Origin of the sequence: Mycobacterium europaeum (genome assembly GCF_034555895.2) — a bacterium.
GTDB lineage: Bacteria > Actinomycetota > Actinomycetes > Mycobacteriales > Mycobacteriaceae > Mycobacterium > Mycobacterium europaeum.
Genome location: NZ_CP157315.1, coordinates 4,004,722 through 4,021,393 on the forward strand (window position 1 = coordinate 4,004,722; position 16,672 = coordinate 4,021,393).

Sequence of the window (16,672 nt, forward strand, 5' to 3'; positions counted from 1 at the left end):
GCTGCCTATGGGAAGCGGCAAACCGGTCAAGCCGCCGTGGTGGCTGAAGCCGGCCAACAAGGTGTTCATCCAGATGTCGCGGCTGGGGCTGAGTTTCGGCGGTGAGAGCCCGGTCGTGCTGACGGTGGCCGGCCGCAAGTCCGGCGCACCGCGGTCGACACCGGTGACCCCCATGACGGTCGACGGGCGGCAGTACGTCGTCGCCGGGTTCCCGGGCGCCGACTGGGTGGCCAACGTGCGGGCCGCCCGGGAGGCGACGATCGCGCGCGGCCGTCACGTCCGGAAGGTCCGGATGGCCGAGCTGTCCGCCGACGACGCGCGGCCCATCCTGCGCGCCTTCCCGACCGAGGTGCCCACGGGTGTCGGCTTCATGAAGCGGGCCGGACTCGTCACCGAAGGCCGGCCCGAGGAGTTCGAGGCCCTGGCCGGCCGCTGCGCCGTCTTCCGCCTGGACCCGGTATAGGAGTTGGAACACGTTGACTGACAATCCCTTTGATGCTCAATCCTGGCGACCGGTGGCCGGGTTCGACGACCTGACCGACATCACCTACCACCGCCACGTCAGCGACGCGACCGTGCGGGTGGCGTTCGACCGGCCCGAGGTGCGCAACGCGTTTCGGCCGCACACCGTCGACGAGCTCTACCGGGTGCTCGACCACGCCCGGATGTCGCCCGACGTGGGCGTCGTGCTGCTGACCGGCAACGGGCCGTCACCCAAAGACGGGGGCTGGGCCTTCTGCTCGGGTGGCGACCAGCGCATCCGCGGCCGCAGCGGTTACCAGTACGCGAGCGGAGAAACCGCGGACTCCGTCGACCCCGCCCGCGCGGGGCGGCTGCACATCCTCGAGGTGCAGCGGCTGATCCGGTTCATGCCCAAGGTGGTCATCTGTCTGGTCAACGGCTGGGCGGCCGGGGGCGGGCACAGCCTGCACGTGGTCTGTGACCTCACCCTCGCCAGCCGCGAGCACGCCCGCTTCAAGCAGACCGACGCCGACGTCGGCAGCTTCGACGGCGGCTACGGCAGCGCGTACCTGGCGCGTCAGGTGGGCCAGAAGTTCGCCCGCGAGATCTTCTTCCTCGGCCGCGCGTACACCGCCGAGCAGATGCACCACATGGGCGCGGTCAACGCGGTCGTCGAGCACGCCGACCTGGAGCGGGAGGCGATCGCGTGGGCCGCCGAGATCAACGCCAAATCCCCTCAGGCGCAACGGATGCTCAAGTTCGCGTTCAACCTCCTCGACGACGGGCTGGTCGGACAGCAGCTGTTCGCCGGCGAGGCCACCCGGCTGGCGTACATGACCGACGAGGCCGTCGAGGGACGCGACGCGTTCCTGGAGAAGCGGCCGCCGGACTGGAGCCGGTTCCCGCGCTACTTCTAGCGCCGAACGGGCCGGCGGGGCGCGCCCCTAGACTGCCCACCCGTGAGCAAAAGCCCGTTGCGCCGATTGACCGATCAGCTCGTCCTGGCCACCATGCGGCCGCCGATGGCCCCGCAAGTGCTGGTCAACCGGCCCGCCATGAAGCCGGTCGAGCTCGAGGGCAAGCGTGTCCTGCTCACCGGGGCGTCATCGGGCATCGGTGAGGCCGGCGCCGAACTGCTGGCCCGCGCGGGCGCGACGGTGGCCGTCGTCGCCCGCCGCACCGAACTGCTCGACGCGCTCGCCGACCGGATCACCGCGGCGGGCGGCACCGCGCTGGCCATGCCGTGCGATATCTCCGACATGGAGGCGGTCGACGCGCTGGTCGCCGACGTCGAAAACCGACTCGGCGGGGTGGACATCCTGATCAACAACGCCGGCCGGTCGATCCGCAGGCCGCTGGCCGAATCGCTGCAGCGCTGGCACGACGTGGAGCGGACCATGGTGCTCAACTACTACGCGCCGCTGCGGCTGATCCGCGGGCTCGCGCCCGGCATGCTCGAGCGCGGCGACGGCCACATCATCAACGTCTCGACGTGGGGGGTGCTGTCGGAGGCCTCGCCGCTGTTCGCGGTGTACAACGCGTCGAAGGCCGCGCTGTCGATGGTGAGCCGGGTCGTCGAGACCGAGTGGGGCGGCAGGGGCGTGCACTCCACGACGCTGTACTACCCGCTGGTGGCCACGCCGATGATCGCGCCGACGAAGGCCTACGAGGGCATGCCGGCGCTCACGTCCGAGGAGGCCGCCGAATGGATGCTGACCGCCGCACGCACCCGGCCGGTGCGGATCGCGCCGAGGATGGCGATCGCCGCCAAGGCGCTGGACACCTTCGGCCCGCGCTTCGTCAACGCGCTCATGCAGCGACAGAGAATCCAGCCCAACCGAGAAACCGGTAGCTGAACCGCCGCGTGTGATAGACACGAGGTCATGGAGATCCTGGCCAGCCGGATGCTGTTCCGGCCGGCGGACTATCAGCAGTCGCTGTCGTTCTATCGGGACCAGGTCGGCCTCGCGATTGCCCGTGAATACCCCGGGGGCACAGTATTTTTCGCCGGTCAGTCCTTGCTGGAGCTGGCGGGCTACGGCTCACCGGACCATTCCCGGGGGCCGTTCCCGGGCGCGCTGTGGCTTCAGGTCCGCGACATCGAAGCGACCCAGGCCGAGCTTCGCAGCCGGGGCGTGGCGATCGCCCGCGAGGCACGCCAAGAACCATGGGGCCTATACGAAATGCACGTGACGGACCCCGACGGCATCACGCTGATCTTCATCCAGATCCCGCCGGACCACCCGCTGCGCCGCGACATCAGAAATGAACGACAGGGAAAATCCGGTTAACTGAGAGGTAACATCTGGCGACGACTCAAAATACTGACGCGTTTCGCCCTCCCAGCATTCGACAATGGAATCCCCCTACCACGAGAATCAGGCGCTGTGAACATCCAATTGTTCCTCTTGATCATTGTCGTAATCACGGCATTGGCTTTCGATTTCACGAATGGCTTCCACGACACCGGCAACGCGATGGCGACCTCGATCGCCAGCGGCGCGCTCAAGCCCAAGGTGGCGGTCGCGCTCTCCGCGGTGCTGAACCTCGCGGGCGCGTTCATGTCCACCGCCGTCGCCGCCACCATCGCCAAGGGCCTCATCGACGGGCACATCGTGACGCTGGAGCTGGTGTTCGCCGGCCTGGTCGGCGGCATCGTGTGGAACCTACTCACCTGGCTCCTCGGTATCCCCTCCAGCTCGTCGCACGCCCTGATCGGCGGCATCGTCGGCGCCACCATCGCGGCCGTCGGCGCGCACGGGGTGATCTGGAAGGGCGTGGTGTCCAAGGCGATCATCCCGGCCGTCGTGTCGGCGATCCTGGCCATCGTGGTCGGGGCGGTCGCGACCTGGCTGGTCTACCGGATCACCCGCGGCATCCCGACCAAGCGCACCGAGGCCGGCTTCCGGTACGGCCAGTGGGGCTCGGCGTCGCTGGTCTCGCTGGCACACGGCACCAACGACGCCCAGAAGACGATGGGCATCATCTTCCTGGCGCTGATGTCCTACGGCTCGGTCAGCAAGACCGCGTCGATGCCGCCGCTGTGGGTGATCGTCGGCTGCGCGATCTCGATGGCGTTGGGCACCTATCTGGGCGGCTGGCGCATCATCCGCACCCTGGGCAAGGGGCTGGTCGAAATCCAGTCGCCGCAGGGCATGGCGGCCGAGTCCTCCTCGGCCGCGGTGATTCTGCTGTCCGCCCACTTCGGCTACGCGCTCTCGACCACCCAGGTCTGCACGGGCTCGGTGCTCGGCAGCGGGCTCGGCAAGCCCGGCGGCGAGGTCCGCTGGGGCGTCGCCGGCCGCATGGGCGTCGCCTGGCTGGTGACGCTCCCGTTGGCCGGGCTGGTCGGTGCGGTCACCTACTGGATCGTGCACCTGATCGGCGGCTACCCCGGCGCCATCGTCGGCTTCGGACTGCTGGTCGCGGTCTCGGCCACGATCTACATCCGGTCGCGCAAGGTCAAGGTCGACCACAACAACGTCAACGCCGAATGGCAGGGCGACCTGACCAGCGGACTCGAAAGCGCCGACGACATGCACGTCCCCGCGGCCGCCGGGCCGGTGGCCGGCGCCACGCCTCGCCGAGACGACTCCGATGACCCCACGATGAAGGCGAACGCATGAGTCACTTGGGCGACTGGTTCAACTACGAGGCATCCCTGAAGATCCTGCTCTTCGCCATGCTGGCCGGAGCCGCACTGCCGGGGCTGTTCGCCCTGGGGCTCCGATTCCACGCGGTGGGTGCCGGGCAGGTCACGACCGATGGCGGCCCGCCACGGAAGAACCCCGCGTTGCTCGCGCTCGCCTGGTTGATCTATGCGGTGGTGCTGGTCGTGATCGCCTTCGCCCTGCTCTACATCTCCCGAGACTTCATCGCCCACCACACCGGCACCGCTTTCCTGGGAGTCAAGCCGAAGTAGCATCGAGTGATGCCCACCGCGTTACGGAGCCGGACACCGGGGGGAGCTTTACCAGCGTGAACGGATTTCTCAGCTCGATCGTCTCGTGGCTGCGCGCGGGATACCCGGAAGGCGTCCCACCCACGGACACCTTCCCGGTGCTCGCGCTGCTGACTCGCCGGCTCTCCCATGACGAGGTCAAAGAGGTGGCCCGCGAACTGATCCGGCGCGGCGAGTTCGACGACGTGGACATCGGGGTGCTGATCACCCAGATCACCGACGAGCTGCCGACGCCCGACGACGTCGAGCGGGTCCGGGTCCGGTTGGCGGCCGTGGGCTGGCCGTTCGACGACGCGGAGCAGGCCGAGGACCCCGCATAGCCGTACTGCGCGCCCTCATCGTCCCGCCGGGCTCGGCCGTCTCGACGCTGTTACCCGCCCTGGAGCGGGTGCTCGACGGCCGCGACCCCGCGCTGGTCGCCCTCGCCCCCGGCTCGGAGGCGCTGGCGGCCGGCCTGCGGGTCGGGGAGGACATCGACGACGACGTCGCCCTGGTGGTGACGACCTCGGGAACCACGGGTCCGCCCAAGGGGGCCCTGCTCCCCGCGGCCGCGCTCACGGCCAGCGCGACGGCCACCCACGACCGCCTCGGCGGGCCGGGCAGTTGGCTGCTGGCGCTGCCGCCGCATCACATCGCCGGGCTGCAGGTGCTGGTGCGCAGCGCCCTCGCCGGCACGACGCCGATCGAACTGGACGTCTCAGAAGGCTTCGACGTCGCCCAATTGCCCGGCGCGACAAGGCGATTGGGAACCGGCCGGCGCTACACGTCGCTGGTCGCCACGCAGTTGGCCAAGGCGCTGACCGACCCGTCGGCCGCGGCCGCGCTCGCCGAACTGGACGCCGTTCTGCTCGGCGGCGGACCGGCCCCGCAGGGCGTGCTCGACGCCGCCGCGGCGGCCGGTATCGCCGTGGTCCGCACCTACGGCATGAGCGAGACCGCCGGCGGCTGCGTGTACGACGGCGTGCCGCTGGCAGGCGTCCTGGTCCGGGTGGCCGACGACGGGCGCATCGCCCTCGGCGGCGCGACCCTGGCGAAGGGCTACCGCAACCCGGTGGAGCCCGACCCGTTCGCCGAGCCGGGCTGGTTTCGCACCGACGACCTCGGCGTGCTCGACGAGGCGGGCGTGCTGACCGTGCTGGGCCGCACCGACGACGCGATCAGCACCGGCGGGTTGACCGTGCTGCCGCAGCTGGTCGAGGCGGCGCTGGGCAGCCACCCCGCCGTCGGCGACTGCGCGGTTTTCGGCCTCACCGACGACCGGCTGGGCCAGCGGGTGGCCGCCGCGATCGTGGTGGCCGAGGGCTGCCCGGCGCCGACGCTCGACGCGCTGCGCACACACGTGACACGGACCCTGGACGCCACTGCCGCTCCGCGCGAGCTGCACGTCGTCGATGCGCTGCCGCGACGCGGCATCGGCAAGGTGGACCGGACGGCGTTGGTGCGCCGCTTCGCCGGTCCGGGCGATCAATAGGCTGGTCCACCGTGAGGGTGGCACGTCGGGAGTTACCGGCCGTCGCGATCGGGGTGATCCTGGTGGGCGCGGCGTTCGTGTTGCCGCGGCTGCACTGGGGCGTCCGGCCGCGCACCGATGTGGGTGAGGAACGGTTCGGCACGCACGCGGGCGCCGCGCCGATTTTCGGCGCCTGGGAGATCCACGCCAGCTGGGGCACCGGGCCGGCCATCGCCATCGCGGTGGCCGCGGTGATTTGGGGATCGACCCTGGCGCAACGTGTTTCGTGGCGAGCGTTGACGCTGGGCAGCTGGGCCACCGCCTGCGGTTGGGCGTTTGCGCTGGCGATGATCGACGGCTGGCAGCGCGGCTTCGCCGGCCGGCTGACCACCCGGGACGAGTACCTGTCACAGGTGCCGGGCATCACCGACATCCCGGCCGCGGTGCGCACGTTCTCGAGCCGGATCGTCGACTACCAGCCGAACTCGTGGACCACGCACGTCTCCGGGCACCCGCCCGGCGCGCTGCTGACATTCGTCTGGCTCGACCGGATCGGCCTGCACGGGGGCGCCTGGGCTGGGCTGCTGTGCCTGCTGGCCGGGTCCAGTGCGGCGGCCGCGGTGCTGATCGCCGTCCGCGCGCTGGCCGACGAGCAGACCGCGCGCCGCGCCGCGCCGTTCGTCGCCGTGGCGCCGACGGCGATCTGGGTGGCGGTGTCGGCCGACGGGTACTTCGCCGGGGTCGCCGCGTGGGGTATCGCGCTGTTGGCCGTGGCGGTGCACCGGCGCGTCCGCTTTCCGGCGTGGGCGGCCGCCGCGGCGGGCCTGCTGCTGGGCTGGGGCGTGTTCTGCAACTACGGCCTGATGTTGATGGGGCTGCCGGCGGCGGCGGTGCTGGCATCGGTCGCCGACTGGCGGGCCGCGCTCCGGGCGCTCGGCCCGGCGACGCTGACGGCCGTGGCGGTGGCGGTGGCTTTCGCGGTCTCGGGGTTCTATTGGTTCGACGGCTATACCCTTGTGCAGCAACGCTATTGGCAGGGCATCGCCAAAGACCGGCCATTTCCGTACTGGAGCTGGGCCAACCTGGCGTCCGTCGTGTGCGCGATCGGGTTGGGCAGCGTCGCCGGCGTCAGCCGGGTGTTCGACCGGGCCGCCATCCGGCGCCGCTCCGGGTTCCACCTGCTGCTGCTGGCCGTGCTGGCCGCGATCGCCTGCGCGGATCTGAGCATGCTCAGCAAGGCCGAGGTCGAACGGATCTGGCTGCCCTTCACCATCTGGCTCACCGCGGCGCCCGCGCTGCTGCCCGTCCGGTCGCACCGGGTGTGGCTGGCGCTCAACGCCGCGGGAGCCCTGCTGCTCAACACCATCATCGTGACCAACTGGTAGGTCGACGTGGGCCGGGATTCACCGGTTACTCACAGCTTTCGCGAACCTTACGAACGATTCCCCGGTCTACCGTCGACGTCGGCAACTGTTTGATTAGGGGGTTTAATGGGCCGCGCGCACCGACTCGTCGACTGGAATCCCGAGGACGTCATCGCTTGGGAGGGCGGCAACAAAAAGATCGCGCGACGCAACCTGCTCTGCATGATGGCGGCCGACCATGTCGCCTTCTCGATCTGGGCCCTCTGGTCGGTGATGGTGCTGTTCATGCCCCAATCCGTGTACGGCTTCTCGACGGCCGACAAGCTACTGCTCGGCGCCATCGCCACGCTGAGCGGGGCGTCCCTGCGCATTCCCTACACGTTGGGCATTGCCAGCTTCGGCGGCCGCAACTGGACCACGTTTTCGGCGGCGGTGCTGCTGATCCCCACCGCCGGAACCATGGTGCTGCTGGCCAACCCGGGCCTGCCGCTGTGGCCGTATGCGGTGTGCGCGGCACTGACCGGATGCGGGGGCGCGAACTACGCCGCGTCGCTGGCCAACGTCAACGCCTTCTACCCCCATCGGCTCAAGGGCTCGGCACTGGGGCTCAGCGCCGGTGTAGGCAACCTCGGCGTGGCGGGCGTGCAGCTGGTCGGGTTGTTGGTGATCGCCGTCGCCGGAAACCGCCAGCCCTACTGGGTGTGTTCGGTGTACCTGGTGCTGCTGGCGGTGGTCGCGATCGCGGCGGCACGGTTCATGGACAACCTGGAGCACGGCATCGAGGTGGCCACCGTGCGGTCGGTGATGTTCGAGCGCGACACCTGGGTACTCGCGCTCCTCTACGTCGGCACCTTCGGCACCTTCATCGGGTTCTCGTTCGCGTTCGCACAGGTGCTGCAGATCAATTTCGTCGCCAGCGGGCAGGGCGCCGCGCAAGCGTCGCTGCACGCCGCCCAGCTCGCCTTCGTCGGCCCCCTGCTGGGATCCCTGTCCCGGATCTACGGCGGCAGGCTGGCCGACCGCTACGGCGGCAACCGCGTCACCCTGGCCGTTTTCGCGGGGATGGTCGTCGCGACCGCGGTGCTGACCGGTGTCGCGACTCACGATGACCACAGTCACCGCCCGACGAGCGGTGCCACCATGGCCGGCTACATCGTCTGCCTGCTCGTGCTGTTTCTGCTGGCCGGCCTCGGCAAGGGGTCCGTGTTCAAGCTGATCCCGGCGGTGATCGAAGCACGCAGTCACACGCTCGACGTCACCGAAGCCGAGCGTTGCCATTGGTCACGCAACATGTCGGGGGCGTTGATCGGGTTCGCCGCCGCCGCAGGCGCGTTCGGTGGCGTCGCGGTCAATCTCGCGCTGCGGCAGTCCTATCAGAGCACCGGCTCCGACTCGGCGGCGTTCGGTCTGTTCTTGGTGATGTATGTCGCCGCCGCCATCATCACGTGGACCATGTACGTCCGGCGCCCCTTCGCCGGGAAGTCTGCCGCGGTGCTCACCCGGCCGGTGGCCGAACCGGCGCTGGTCGATGCGGGCGTCGGTCCATCGCCCGCGCCGACGCAAGCCGATTTCTGACGCATAGTGGCTTCACAGGCCGGCCGCGCGGGTGACTCGCGCGAAACGACTGGCCTGCCCGCACGCCTGGCGCACCGCGGCGACGTCGCCCAGCACGTCGATGTCGGCTAACCGCGGCACGGGCGTGACGTCAATGTTGTTGTCGCGCAGGGCTTTCAGGGTGAGTGTGCCGGTATCGGGCTGAGACATCGGGACGGTGCGCAGGCATTCGGCCATGGCGGGCGCCGCCACGCCGAGCACCCACCAACCGCCGTCGTGGGCCAATCCGAGCACGGCCGGCGCCGCCAGCAGCCGGCGCGCGCAATCGGTCAGGAGCTCGGCGGTCACCTGCGGGGTGTCCATCCCGATCTGCAGCACCGGGAACCCGTCCGCGGCGTCGGCGTGGGCGTTGGCGAGCCGGTCGGCGAAGTCCTCGCCGCGCTGCGGAATCACCGTGAAGGACCGCAACCGGTGCCCGATCTCGCCGGCGCCGGCCGCGCGGTCGAGGTCACCGGTCATGGCGACCACCCGGTTGGCCACCGGCGCGGCGGCCACCGCGTCCAGCGTGTCCAGCAGCGCGGCCGCGGCGATCTCGGCGGCGACGGCGTCCCCGACGCTGGCCGCGAGCCTGGTCTTGGCCCGGCCCGGCTCCGGCGCCTTGGCGACCACCAGCAGCGTCACCGGCAACACGCTCACGAGATCACCTTCCAGAAGTCGAGGATCGCGGTGATGCTCCCCCGCAGCGAACCGCTGACCTTCGACTTACCGCCCGTGCGGGGACCGTAGCTGACGTCGAGTTCGACCACGCGCCAGCCGGCCGCCGCGGCGCGCACCAGCAGCTCCAGCGGATAACCCGAACGCCGGTCGACGACGCCGAGGTTCAGCAGCGCCTCGCGCCGGGCCACCCGCATCGGCGCGATGTCGTGCACCGGCAGTCCGTGGCGGGTGCGCAGCCGCCAGCTCATCACCACGGTGCCGACCCGGGCGACCCACGGCCAGTGCAGGCCGGCCACCGGCCGGCGCCGCCCGATCACCAGGTCCGCACCCTGCTCGAGCGCGTCGACCAGCCGCGGCAGGTCGCCGGCGTCCATGGAGCCGTCGGCGTCGATCACCGCCACGATCGGGGTGGTCGCCGCCACCACGCCCGCGTGCACCGCCGAGCCGTAGCCGGCCCGCGGCTCGGCGACGACCTGGGCGCCGTGTCGCCGCGCGACGCCGGCGGTGTCGTCGGTGCTGTTGTTGTCGACCACCAGCGCCCGATATCCGGCGGGTATACCCGCCAGCACGCCGGGCAGCGACTCCTCTTCGTTCAAACAGGGCAGCACCACCGTGACGGCGTCGGGCATGGAGGTCTCAGAACCCGCGATGGCTGCGCGGCTGCTGTGGGACGAGCGTCTCCTGCGAATGCGTGGGCGGCGCGGTCTCTTGCGTCTGTGTGTGCGGCGGCGGCGAGTAGGTGGTGGTGGGCTGCTCGTACGTTGTCGTCGGAGGCGAGTACGAGGTCGTCGGCGGCGAATACGAGGTCGTCGGCGGCGAGTACGAGGTCGTCGGCGGCGAATACGACGTCGTCGGCGGCGAATACGACGTCGTGGGAGGCGAATACGAGGTCGTCGGCGGGCTGTTCGTCGTGGTCGGCGGCGAATACGACGTCGTCGGCGGCGAGTACGACGTCGTCGGCGGGCTGTTCGTCGTGGTCGGCGGCGAATACGACGTCGTCGGCGGCGACGGCGTGATCGTCGTCGTGGACGGCGGGTTGTACGGCGGCTGCGGGTAGCCCGGTTGCCAGCCCGGGAAGGGAACGATGATCGGGACGGGAACGGGCACAGCGGGATTCGGGTTCGGCACGACGCCCGGGGCGCCGGGCGCGACCGGCGCGGCGGGAACGGGTCCCGACGGTGGCGCCACCTGTTGCGGAACGGCGGCGGGAGCCGGGATGGTGCCGCCCTGGAATCCGGCGTTGGGCTGGTCCACGGGGGGCGGCGGCACGGGCGCCTGCTGCTGCGTCGGCAACAGCGGCATGAACTTGCCCGGAGCGGCGTTCTGGTGCCCGACGACGGGCTGTTGACTCGCGGTGGGACGCACGGCGATGGCGATCGCGGCGGCCAGCGACGCGAACCCGATGACGGCGAAGGCGATCACGGCGTTGCCGACCACCAAGGACCGGCGGCTCAGGCGCGAGGGAATGGCCTCGGTCTCGTCGACGGGGTCGTATTCGTCGAATCCGGGGCCGTATTCGTCGCCGGCGAACGGCTCGGCGTCATCCGCCATCGAATAGGCCAGCTGCGGTTCCTCTGCGGCCGGCGGCGGCACGACCGTCGTCTCGTCCCCGGTTGGCGCGGGTGCCATCGCGGTCTCATCTCCGGTGAGGCCCAGGGCCGGCGCCATCGCCGTCGCATCGCCGGCGGGCAGGGCGGCCATCGCGGCGCCGCGGGCGACCGCGAACGCGGGTTCGTCGGCCAGCTGCACCCGCATGGTGGACGCGTCGCGGAGCTGGTCGGCGACCTGGGCCAGCTCGGGGGAGGCGCCCACCAGGTAGACCTCGCCCGGGGCGTCCGGCCGGGCGCTGAGCTGGGCCATCATCGTGTTGAACGTCGCGGTCGCGTCGCCGCCCGCGAGCGGTTCGCCGGCCAGCACGGTCGGTGGGGAGCCCTGGTCGTCGGGGGCGCCCGGCACCGACAACGTCGCCGTCGCGTCGTCCATCACCAGCGCCGCGCCCGGCCGGCCGGCCGCCCGCATCAGGGCGGCCACGGCCTGCGACTGCGAGAGCACCTCGACGTTGGGAACACCGGAGTCTTCCAGCGCCTGGCGCAGCTGACCGGCCCGCGGATCGTCGCTCCAGCACACGCGGGTGCCGACCAGCCGGTGGTTCTCGTCGGCCAGCAACCGATTGGTGCCGACCACCGTCTCGGTGAGTTTGGCGACCGGGTTGTCCTCCAGGTTGACCACGGATTGGTCGATCACGTCGGCGCCCCGCGCGCCCGGCCCGACAAGCGCCAAGCGGGCAACGGGGCCCGTTACCGCGACCCCCAACACGACGTCCATCCCGGTTCTCCTTCGGCCGGTTACCCCACAACCAGCAATGTCCCGGCATCATTACACTTGCGATACCGTTGGCAGTATCCGTTATTCGGGCGACAAGGTTTGCCCCAAGCGCAGCGTAACCAGCTTCTCGAACTACAGAACGGTCGCCGCGGAATCCGCCGCGGCGAACGAACGGAGAATATGTTCGCAAGCGAGCAGTGCGGCCGGCCCGGCAGGGTAATCACCCGCCGCGCAACCGAACCAGCACCGCAACGGACCGTCGTCGAATCCCGGGGGGCATGGTGAGCCAGAGCAGCGACGACACGCCCACCGGCCCCATCGATCCCGGGCAGGCGCACCGGACCACTCGCATCATCCGTGCGGCGCCAGGCGATTTGGCCCCGGCCGGCAATCCGACGCGACGCTGGCACGTCGTCAGCGACCTGATCGCCGTGGCGCTGCTGGTGATTGCCCTGTTCCTGCCGTGGAACCTGTACTTCGGTGTCGGGATCCCCGGCAGCAGCCCGGCGCTCTTCGCGGTGCTCGTCGCGGTCACCGCGCTGTCCGTCATCGCCGTCGCCGTGGCCGGTTCCTGGCGGTCCTCCGGCGCGCGGTTCAACCCCGCGGCGGCGGGCCGGCTTCGCCTGGCGCTCAACATCCCCTATGCGCTGCTGGTGCTGGGCTTCGTGGCGTTCGACGCGTTCCAGACCGTCCGGTTCGGCGGCACGGTGAACGTGCCGGGCGGCGTGGGGCCGGGCGCGTGGGCGGGAATCGCCGGCTCGTTGCTGAGCGCGCAGGCGGTGGCCACCGGCGCGCGCTCGGGACCGGTTCCCGAAGGCGACGAGTACACCGGCTGGCTGAGGTCGGCCCGGGTCATCGGCTATGCGTCGATGGTGTTGGCGGTGCTCAGTTTCGGCTTCAACCTGTATTGGCGGATGCGCTACGCGCTGCAGAACGTCGGCGGCGCCGCCGCGTTCGGCACGCAGAACGTCGCGGTCATCGTGACGGCGCTGGTCTACGGGGTGGTGGCGTTGGTCGCCGTGCTGGTCGCCGCCAGGTGGCTGCTGCGCGGCACCCGGGCGACCCGGCTGGCCACCGTCGCGCTCGGCGCGTCGACGCTGGTCGCCGGGATCCTGGTGTGGAGCCTGCCGTCGGGGCGCAACATCGACGCGTTCCACGGCATCGCACAGAACACCTCGACCGCCGGGGTGGGGTTCGAGGGCTATCTGGCGTGGGCGGCCGCCGCGGGCATCTTCGCGCCGCGGACGCTGTTCGGTCACCGCAACACCACCGGGGCCGAGGAGAGCGCCTGGCGGGTGGCGGCCCGAAACGGCTTGCTGCTCATCGCCGTATGGGGCCTGGGTTCGATGGCGATGCGGCTGACGGATCTGTTCGTCTCGGTGAGCCTGGACTACCCCTTCTCCCGCTACGACAGTGTGGTGCTGGCGGCGTTCGACCTGGCCACCGCGGTCCTGGCGATCTGGCTGCGCATCAACCTTGGCGACGCCGCCCGCTCCGCGCGACTGATCTCGGCGCTGTGCGGGCTGGTCGCCACGCTGAGCGTCGCACGCGTCGTCGTCGGCGTGGCGCTCGCACCGCGGTTCGCGGACACACCCAATTCGCCTGCGCGGCATCCGGTCTACGGCAACGACCTCGCCCAGCAGATCACCAGCACCTTCGACGTGACGCTGTGCGGCCTGGCCCTGTGCATCCTCGGGGCCGCCGTCGTGACCGGGCAGCTGCGCGGCCGGCGCCTGCGCCGCCGCCGCGCCGTGCCCGGGCCCGCCGTCGCGGCGCCCAGCGCTCCCGCCGCCCCCAGGGCGCGCGTCCCGGTGGGCCACGCGGCCGCCCCGTCGGGCACGGAGACCACGCGGCTCACCACCGGCCCGCGGATCTTCCGGGGCGACGACTCCGCCACGCGCCAGATCCCGGTGCAGCGGCCCAAGATCTACCGGCCGCCGCAGGGGTAACACGCTCAGCGAAGCGGCGCGAAGGCGAATTCCCGCAGCCCCTCGGCGGGGTCGATGGCCGCGCGGAAACCCAACACCTGCTCCGCCCGCGACGGGTCGGCGACGATGTGGCGCACGTCGCCGCTGCGGTACTGGCCGGTGATCACTGGCGAGAGCGCACCGCCGCGCGCATCGCACAGCGCGCCGGCCACCTGCACGATCGACACCGGCCGCCCCGAACAGACGTTGACCGCGGCGAAGCCGTCGACCCCCGCGGTGACGGCCGCCAGGTTGGCGGCGGCCACGTCGTCGACGTGCACGAAATCGCGCATCTGGCCGCCGTCCTCGAAAACCCTTGGCGGCTGACCCTTTTCGAGCGAGGACCGGAAGATCGCCGCCACCCCGGAATAGGGGGTGTCGCGCGGCATCCCGGGGCCGTACACGTTGTGATACCGCAGCGCCACCACCGAGCCGCCCGTCGCCTCCGACCACGCCAGCGCGTAATGCTCCTGCGCGGTCTTGCTGGCCGCGTACAGGCTGCGCGGCCGCAGCGCGGCGTCCTCGTCGACCAGGCGCCACCGGAGCTCCTCGCCCCCGACCGGGCAGCGGTGTTCGAAGCGCCCCGCGTCGAGGTCGGCGCGCCGCCGCGGCAGGGGGTCGACGAACCCGTGTACCCCGCAGTGGTACCGGCCCTGGCCGTAGACCACCATCGACGACGCCAGCACCAGCCGGCGCACCCCGGCGGCGAACATCTGCGCGATCAGCACCGTGGTGGCGTAGTCGTTGTGACCGCCGTAGGCGGGGGCGTCGGCGGCGTCCACGCCCGCACCCACCATCGCCGCCTGGTGGCACACCAGGTCCACCCCGTCCAGCAAGGGCGCCAGGGCGTCGGCGTCGCGGACGTCGACGCGGTGACATCCCCGCGGCAGCACCGGATTCGGGCCGTGCGCGGCGGGCAGCAACGCGTCGACGCCCACGACGTCGTGCCCCGCCGCCCGCAGCGCCGCGTCCACCCGCGAGCCGATGAAACCGGCCGCGCCGGTGAGCAACACCCTCATGGCAACTCGACGGGCAGCGTGACGCCGGTGTGCGGCAGGCAGTGTGCGCAGTCGCGATCACCGGCGACGCGGCCGATCGCCTCGCGCACCAGTTCTTTGAACGGACCAATGTTCTTCTCGAATTCGGCGAACACCTCGACGGTCGTCACGCCCTGGCCTACCGTCACGCCGGCGTCCAGGTCGGTGACCAAAGCGATTGCGGCGTAGCAGATCTCGAGCTCCCGCGCGAGCACCGCCTCGGGGTAGCCGGTCATGTTGACCAGCGAGAAGCCGGCCGACGCGAACCATTGGCTCTCCGCGCGGGTGGAAAACCGCGGCCCCTGGATCACCACCATGGTGCCGCCGTCGACCACGCCGGGCAGCCCGGTGACCGCGGCGCGCAGGGCGGGACAGTACGGGTCGGCGAAGTCGACGTGGACGCCGCCGGAGTCGAAGTAGGTGTCGGGGCGGCCGCTGGTGCGATCGACCAGCTGATCGGGCACCACGATCGCGCCGGGACCGTTCTCGGGTTTGAGGCTGCCGACGGCGCACGGGGCGAAGATCCGCCGCACCCCGAGCTTGCGCAACGCCCACATGTTGGCCCGGTAGGGCACCGTGTGCGCCGAGAACTGGTGGCTGGCGCCGTGCCGGGGCAGGAAGGCGACCTGGTGTCCCCCGACGGCGCCGACCGTCACCGGGGCGCTGGGCGGGCCGTACGGGGTGTCGACGTCGACGGCGCGGGTGTCGGAGTCGAAGAAGGTGTAGAAGCCGCTGCCACCGATGACTCCGAGCATCCGCCCATTGTGGTGCATGGCCCGCGCCCGATCGCGGGTGCGGGGGCGCCGCCGGCTCCTGGCAGGATGCGTGCGTGGCCAATTTCGGGCAGTGGATCTCGGGCGCGCGGCCGCGGACGCTGCCCAACGCGGTGGCGCCGGTCGTCGCGGGCACCGGCGCGGCGGCGTGGCTGCACGCCGCGGTGTGGTGGAAGGCGCTGCTGGCGCTGGCCGTGGCGCTCGCGCTGACGGTCGGGGTCAACTACGCCAACGACTACTCCGACGGCATTCGCGGCACCGACGACGACCGGGCCGGCCCGGTGCGCCTGGTGGGTTCGCGGCTGGCCACCCCGCGGTCGGTGCTGGCAGCCGCCATCGCCAGCCTGGCGATCGGGGCGGCCGCCGGTGTGGCGCTCGCTCTGGTCAGCGCGCCATGGCTGATCGCGGTGGGCGCGGCGTGTATCGCCGGCGCGTGGCTGTACACCGGCGGCTCGAAACCATACGGCTACGCCGGCTTCGGTGAAATCGCGGTGTTCGTGTTCTTCGGCCTGGTGGCCGTGCTCGGCACGGAGTACACGCAGGCGTTGCGGGTGGACTGGGTGGGGCTGGCGCTGGCGGTGTCGATCGGGGCGCTGTCGTCGTCGGTGCTGGTGGCCAACAACCTGCGCGACATTCCCACCGATGCGCGGTCGGGGAAGATCACCCTGGCGGTGCGCCTGGGCGATGCCCGCACCCGCGCGCTGTATCAGGCGCTGCTGGCGACCGCCGGGGTGTTGACCCTGGTGCTGATGGCGGCCACGCCGTGGTGCGCGGTGGGACTGGTCGCCACGCCGCTGGCGCTGCGCGCGGCCCGTCCGGTGCGCTCGGGACGCGGGGGCCCGGAGTTGATTCCCGTGCTGCGCGACACCGGCCTGGCCATGGTCGTCTGGGCCATCGCGGTCGCCGCGGCGCTGGCGCTGGCCGGCTGATCGGCCGTGCGCCGGCGGCGTTGACCGTGCGCCCACGGCCGGGCTGTTCGGCGTGTCGGCCGCCGCAAAGGCACACTCGAGTGCACCGGCGGGGGCGGATTCGATAACAATGGGTGACCGGCGTCGGGACGAT

Annotated in this window: 17 protein-coding genes; 12 read left to right on the forward strand and 5 right to left on the reverse strand. The window is 71.3% G+C overall.

Going from position 1 to position 16,672, the window contains the following annotated elements:
- Positions 1 to 7: 7 nt before the first annotated feature.
- The 10 genes from U8D42_RS18425 (at position 8) to U8D42_RS18470 (ending at position 8,812) form a co-directional block, all read left to right on the forward strand.
- Complete coding sequence (locus U8D42_RS18425) at positions 8 to 463, forward strand: nitroreductase family deazaflavin-dependent oxidoreductase (protein WP_322858679.1); 456 nt, start codon at positions 8 to 10, stop codon at positions 461 to 463.
- A gap of 13 nt (positions 464 to 476) precedes the next feature.
- Positions 477 to 1,379: a 1,4-dihydroxy-2-naphthoyl-CoA synthase gene (locus U8D42_RS18430; RefSeq protein ID WP_322858678.1), complete on the forward strand. Its 903-nt coding sequence runs from the start codon at positions 477 to 479 to the stop codon at positions 1,377 to 1,379.
- 42 nt (positions 1,380 to 1,421) lie between these two features.
- A complete protein-coding gene (locus U8D42_RS18435) occupies positions 1,422 to 2,318 on the forward strand; it encodes an SDR family oxidoreductase (protein ID WP_322858677.1) in 897 nt (298 codons plus the stop codon).
- 27 nt (positions 2,319 to 2,345) lie between these two features.
- The gene (locus U8D42_RS18440) at positions 2,346 to 2,753 is read left to right on the forward strand and encodes a VOC family protein (RefSeq protein WP_085240882.1); all 408 of its coding nucleotides are present in this window, start codon (positions 2,346 to 2,348) and stop codon (positions 2,751 to 2,753) included.
- 96 nt (positions 2,754 to 2,849) lie between these two features.
- Complete coding sequence (locus U8D42_RS18445; protein WP_090420331.1) at positions 2,850 to 4,088, forward strand: inorganic phosphate transporter; 1,239 nt, start codon at positions 2,850 to 2,852, stop codon at positions 4,086 to 4,088.
- Positions 4,085 to 4,384 carry a hypothetical protein gene (locus U8D42_RS18450; RefSeq protein ID WP_322858676.1) on the forward strand — a complete coding sequence of 100 codons (300 nt, stop codon included), beginning with the start codon at positions 4,085 to 4,087 and terminating at the stop codon, positions 4,382 to 4,384. Before U8D42_RS18445 ends, U8D42_RS18450 begins: the two co-directional genes overlap by 4 nt.
- Positions 4,385 to 4,440: 56 nt before the next feature.
- Complete coding sequence (locus U8D42_RS18455; RefSeq protein ID WP_322858675.1) at positions 4,441 to 4,743, forward strand: DUF3349 domain-containing protein; 303 nt, start codon at positions 4,441 to 4,443, stop codon at positions 4,741 to 4,743.
- A gap of 68 nt (positions 4,744 to 4,811) precedes the next feature.
- Complete coding sequence (gene menE / locus U8D42_RS18460) at positions 4,812 to 5,894, forward strand: o-succinylbenzoate--CoA ligase (protein ID WP_322858674.1); 1,083 nt, start codon at positions 4,812 to 4,814, stop codon at positions 5,892 to 5,894.
- An 11-nt stretch (positions 5,895 to 5,905) separates the two neighbouring features.
- Positions 5,906 to 7,258, forward strand: coding sequence for a hypothetical protein (locus tag U8D42_RS18465; protein WP_322858673.1), 1,353 nt, complete (start codon positions 5,906 to 5,908; stop codon positions 7,256 to 7,258).
- A 105-nt stretch (positions 7,259 to 7,363) separates the two neighbouring features.
- On the forward strand, positions 7,364 to 8,812 hold the full coding sequence (locus U8D42_RS18470; protein ID WP_322858672.1) for a nitrate/nitrite transporter: 1,449 nt from the start codon (positions 7,364 to 7,366) through the stop codon (positions 8,810 to 8,812).
- A 12-nt stretch (positions 8,813 to 8,824) separates the two neighbouring features.
- On the opposite strand, the gene U8D42_RS18475 is transcribed toward U8D42_RS18470, so the two are convergent.
- The 3 genes from U8D42_RS18475 to U8D42_RS18485 are packed head-to-tail and all read right to left on the reverse strand — an operon-like array spanning position 8,825 to position 11,833.
- On the reverse strand, positions 8,825 to 9,487 hold the full coding sequence (locus tag U8D42_RS18475) for a TIGR04282 family arsenosugar biosynthesis glycosyltransferase (protein ID WP_322858671.1): 663 nt from the start codon (positions 9,485 to 9,487) through the stop codon (positions 8,825 to 8,827).
- Complete coding sequence (locus U8D42_RS18480; protein WP_322858670.1) at positions 9,484 to 10,137, reverse strand: glycosyltransferase family 2 protein; 654 nt, start codon at positions 10,135 to 10,137, stop codon at positions 9,484 to 9,486. Before U8D42_RS18480 ends, U8D42_RS18475 begins: the two co-directional genes overlap by 4 nt.
- Before the next feature lie 7 nt (positions 10,138 to 10,144).
- Positions 10,145 to 11,833: a hypothetical protein gene (locus U8D42_RS18485; RefSeq protein ID WP_322858669.1), complete on the reverse strand. Its 1,689-nt coding sequence runs from the start codon at positions 11,831 to 11,833 to the stop codon at positions 10,145 to 10,147.
- Between the two features lie 374 nt (positions 11,834 to 12,207).
- On the opposite strand from U8D42_RS18485, the gene U8D42_RS18490 reads away from it, so the two are divergent.
- Positions 12,208 to 13,782 (forward strand): hypothetical protein, encoded by a 1,575-nt coding sequence (locus U8D42_RS18490; protein WP_322858830.1) that lies wholly within the window; start codon positions 12,208 to 12,210, stop codon positions 13,780 to 13,782.
- A 5-nt stretch (positions 13,783 to 13,787) separates the two neighbouring features.
- Here U8D42_RS18490 and U8D42_RS18495 read toward each other — a convergent pair whose 3' ends face one another.
- The gene (locus U8D42_RS18495; protein WP_322858668.1) at positions 13,788 to 14,819 is read right to left on the reverse strand and encodes an NAD-dependent epimerase/dehydratase family protein; all 1,032 of its coding nucleotides are present in this window, start codon (positions 14,817 to 14,819) and stop codon (positions 13,788 to 13,790) included.
- Complete coding sequence (locus tag U8D42_RS18500) at positions 14,816 to 15,592, reverse strand: S-methyl-5'-thioadenosine phosphorylase (RefSeq protein ID WP_322858667.1); 777 nt, start codon at positions 15,590 to 15,592, stop codon at positions 14,816 to 14,818. Before U8D42_RS18500 ends, U8D42_RS18495 begins: the two co-directional genes overlap by 4 nt.
- A 74-nt stretch (positions 15,593 to 15,666) precedes the next feature.
- Here U8D42_RS18500 and U8D42_RS18505 point away from each other — a divergent pair, with 74 nt between their 5' ends.
- Positions 15,667 to 16,539, forward strand: coding sequence for a 1,4-dihydroxy-2-naphthoate polyprenyltransferase (locus U8D42_RS18505; RefSeq protein WP_322858666.1), 873 nt, complete (start codon positions 15,667 to 15,669; stop codon positions 16,537 to 16,539).
- Positions 16,540 to 16,672: the final 133 nt, after the last annotated feature.

What these genes read in the sequence shown, in the direction of transcription:
- U8D42_RS18500 (WP_322858667.1), bottom strand. Translation starts at nt 15,592, where the DNA reads ATGCTCGGAGTCATCGGTGGCAGCGGCTTCTACACCTTCTTCGACTCC.
- U8D42_RS18480 (WP_322858670.1), bottom strand. Translation starts at nt 10,137, where the DNA reads ATGCCCGACGCCGTCACGGTGGTGCTGCCCTGTTTGAACGAAGAGGAG.
- U8D42_RS18470 (WP_322858672.1), top strand. Translation starts at nt 7,364, where the DNA reads ATGGGCCGCGCGCACCGACTCGTCGACTGGAATCCCGAGGACGTCATC.
- U8D42_RS18425 (WP_322858679.1), top strand. Translation starts at nt 8, where the DNA reads ATGGGAAGCGGCAAACCGGTCAAGCCGCCGTGGTGGCTGAAGCCGGCC.
- U8D42_RS18495 (WP_322858668.1), bottom strand. Translation starts at nt 14,819, where the DNA reads ATGAGGGTGTTGCTCACCGGCGCGGCCGGTTTCATCGGCTCGCGGGTG.
- U8D42_RS18450 (WP_322858676.1), top strand. Translation starts at nt 4,085, where the DNA reads ATGAGTCACTTGGGCGACTGGTTCAACTACGAGGCATCCCTGAAGATC.
- U8D42_RS18440 (WP_085240882.1), top strand. Translation starts at nt 2,346, where the DNA reads ATGGAGATCCTGGCCAGCCGGATGCTGTTCCGGCCGGCGGACTATCAG.
- U8D42_RS18485 (WP_322858669.1), bottom strand. Translation starts at nt 11,833, where the DNA reads ATGGACGTCGTGTTGGGGGTCGCGGTAACGGGCCCCGTTGCCCGCTTG.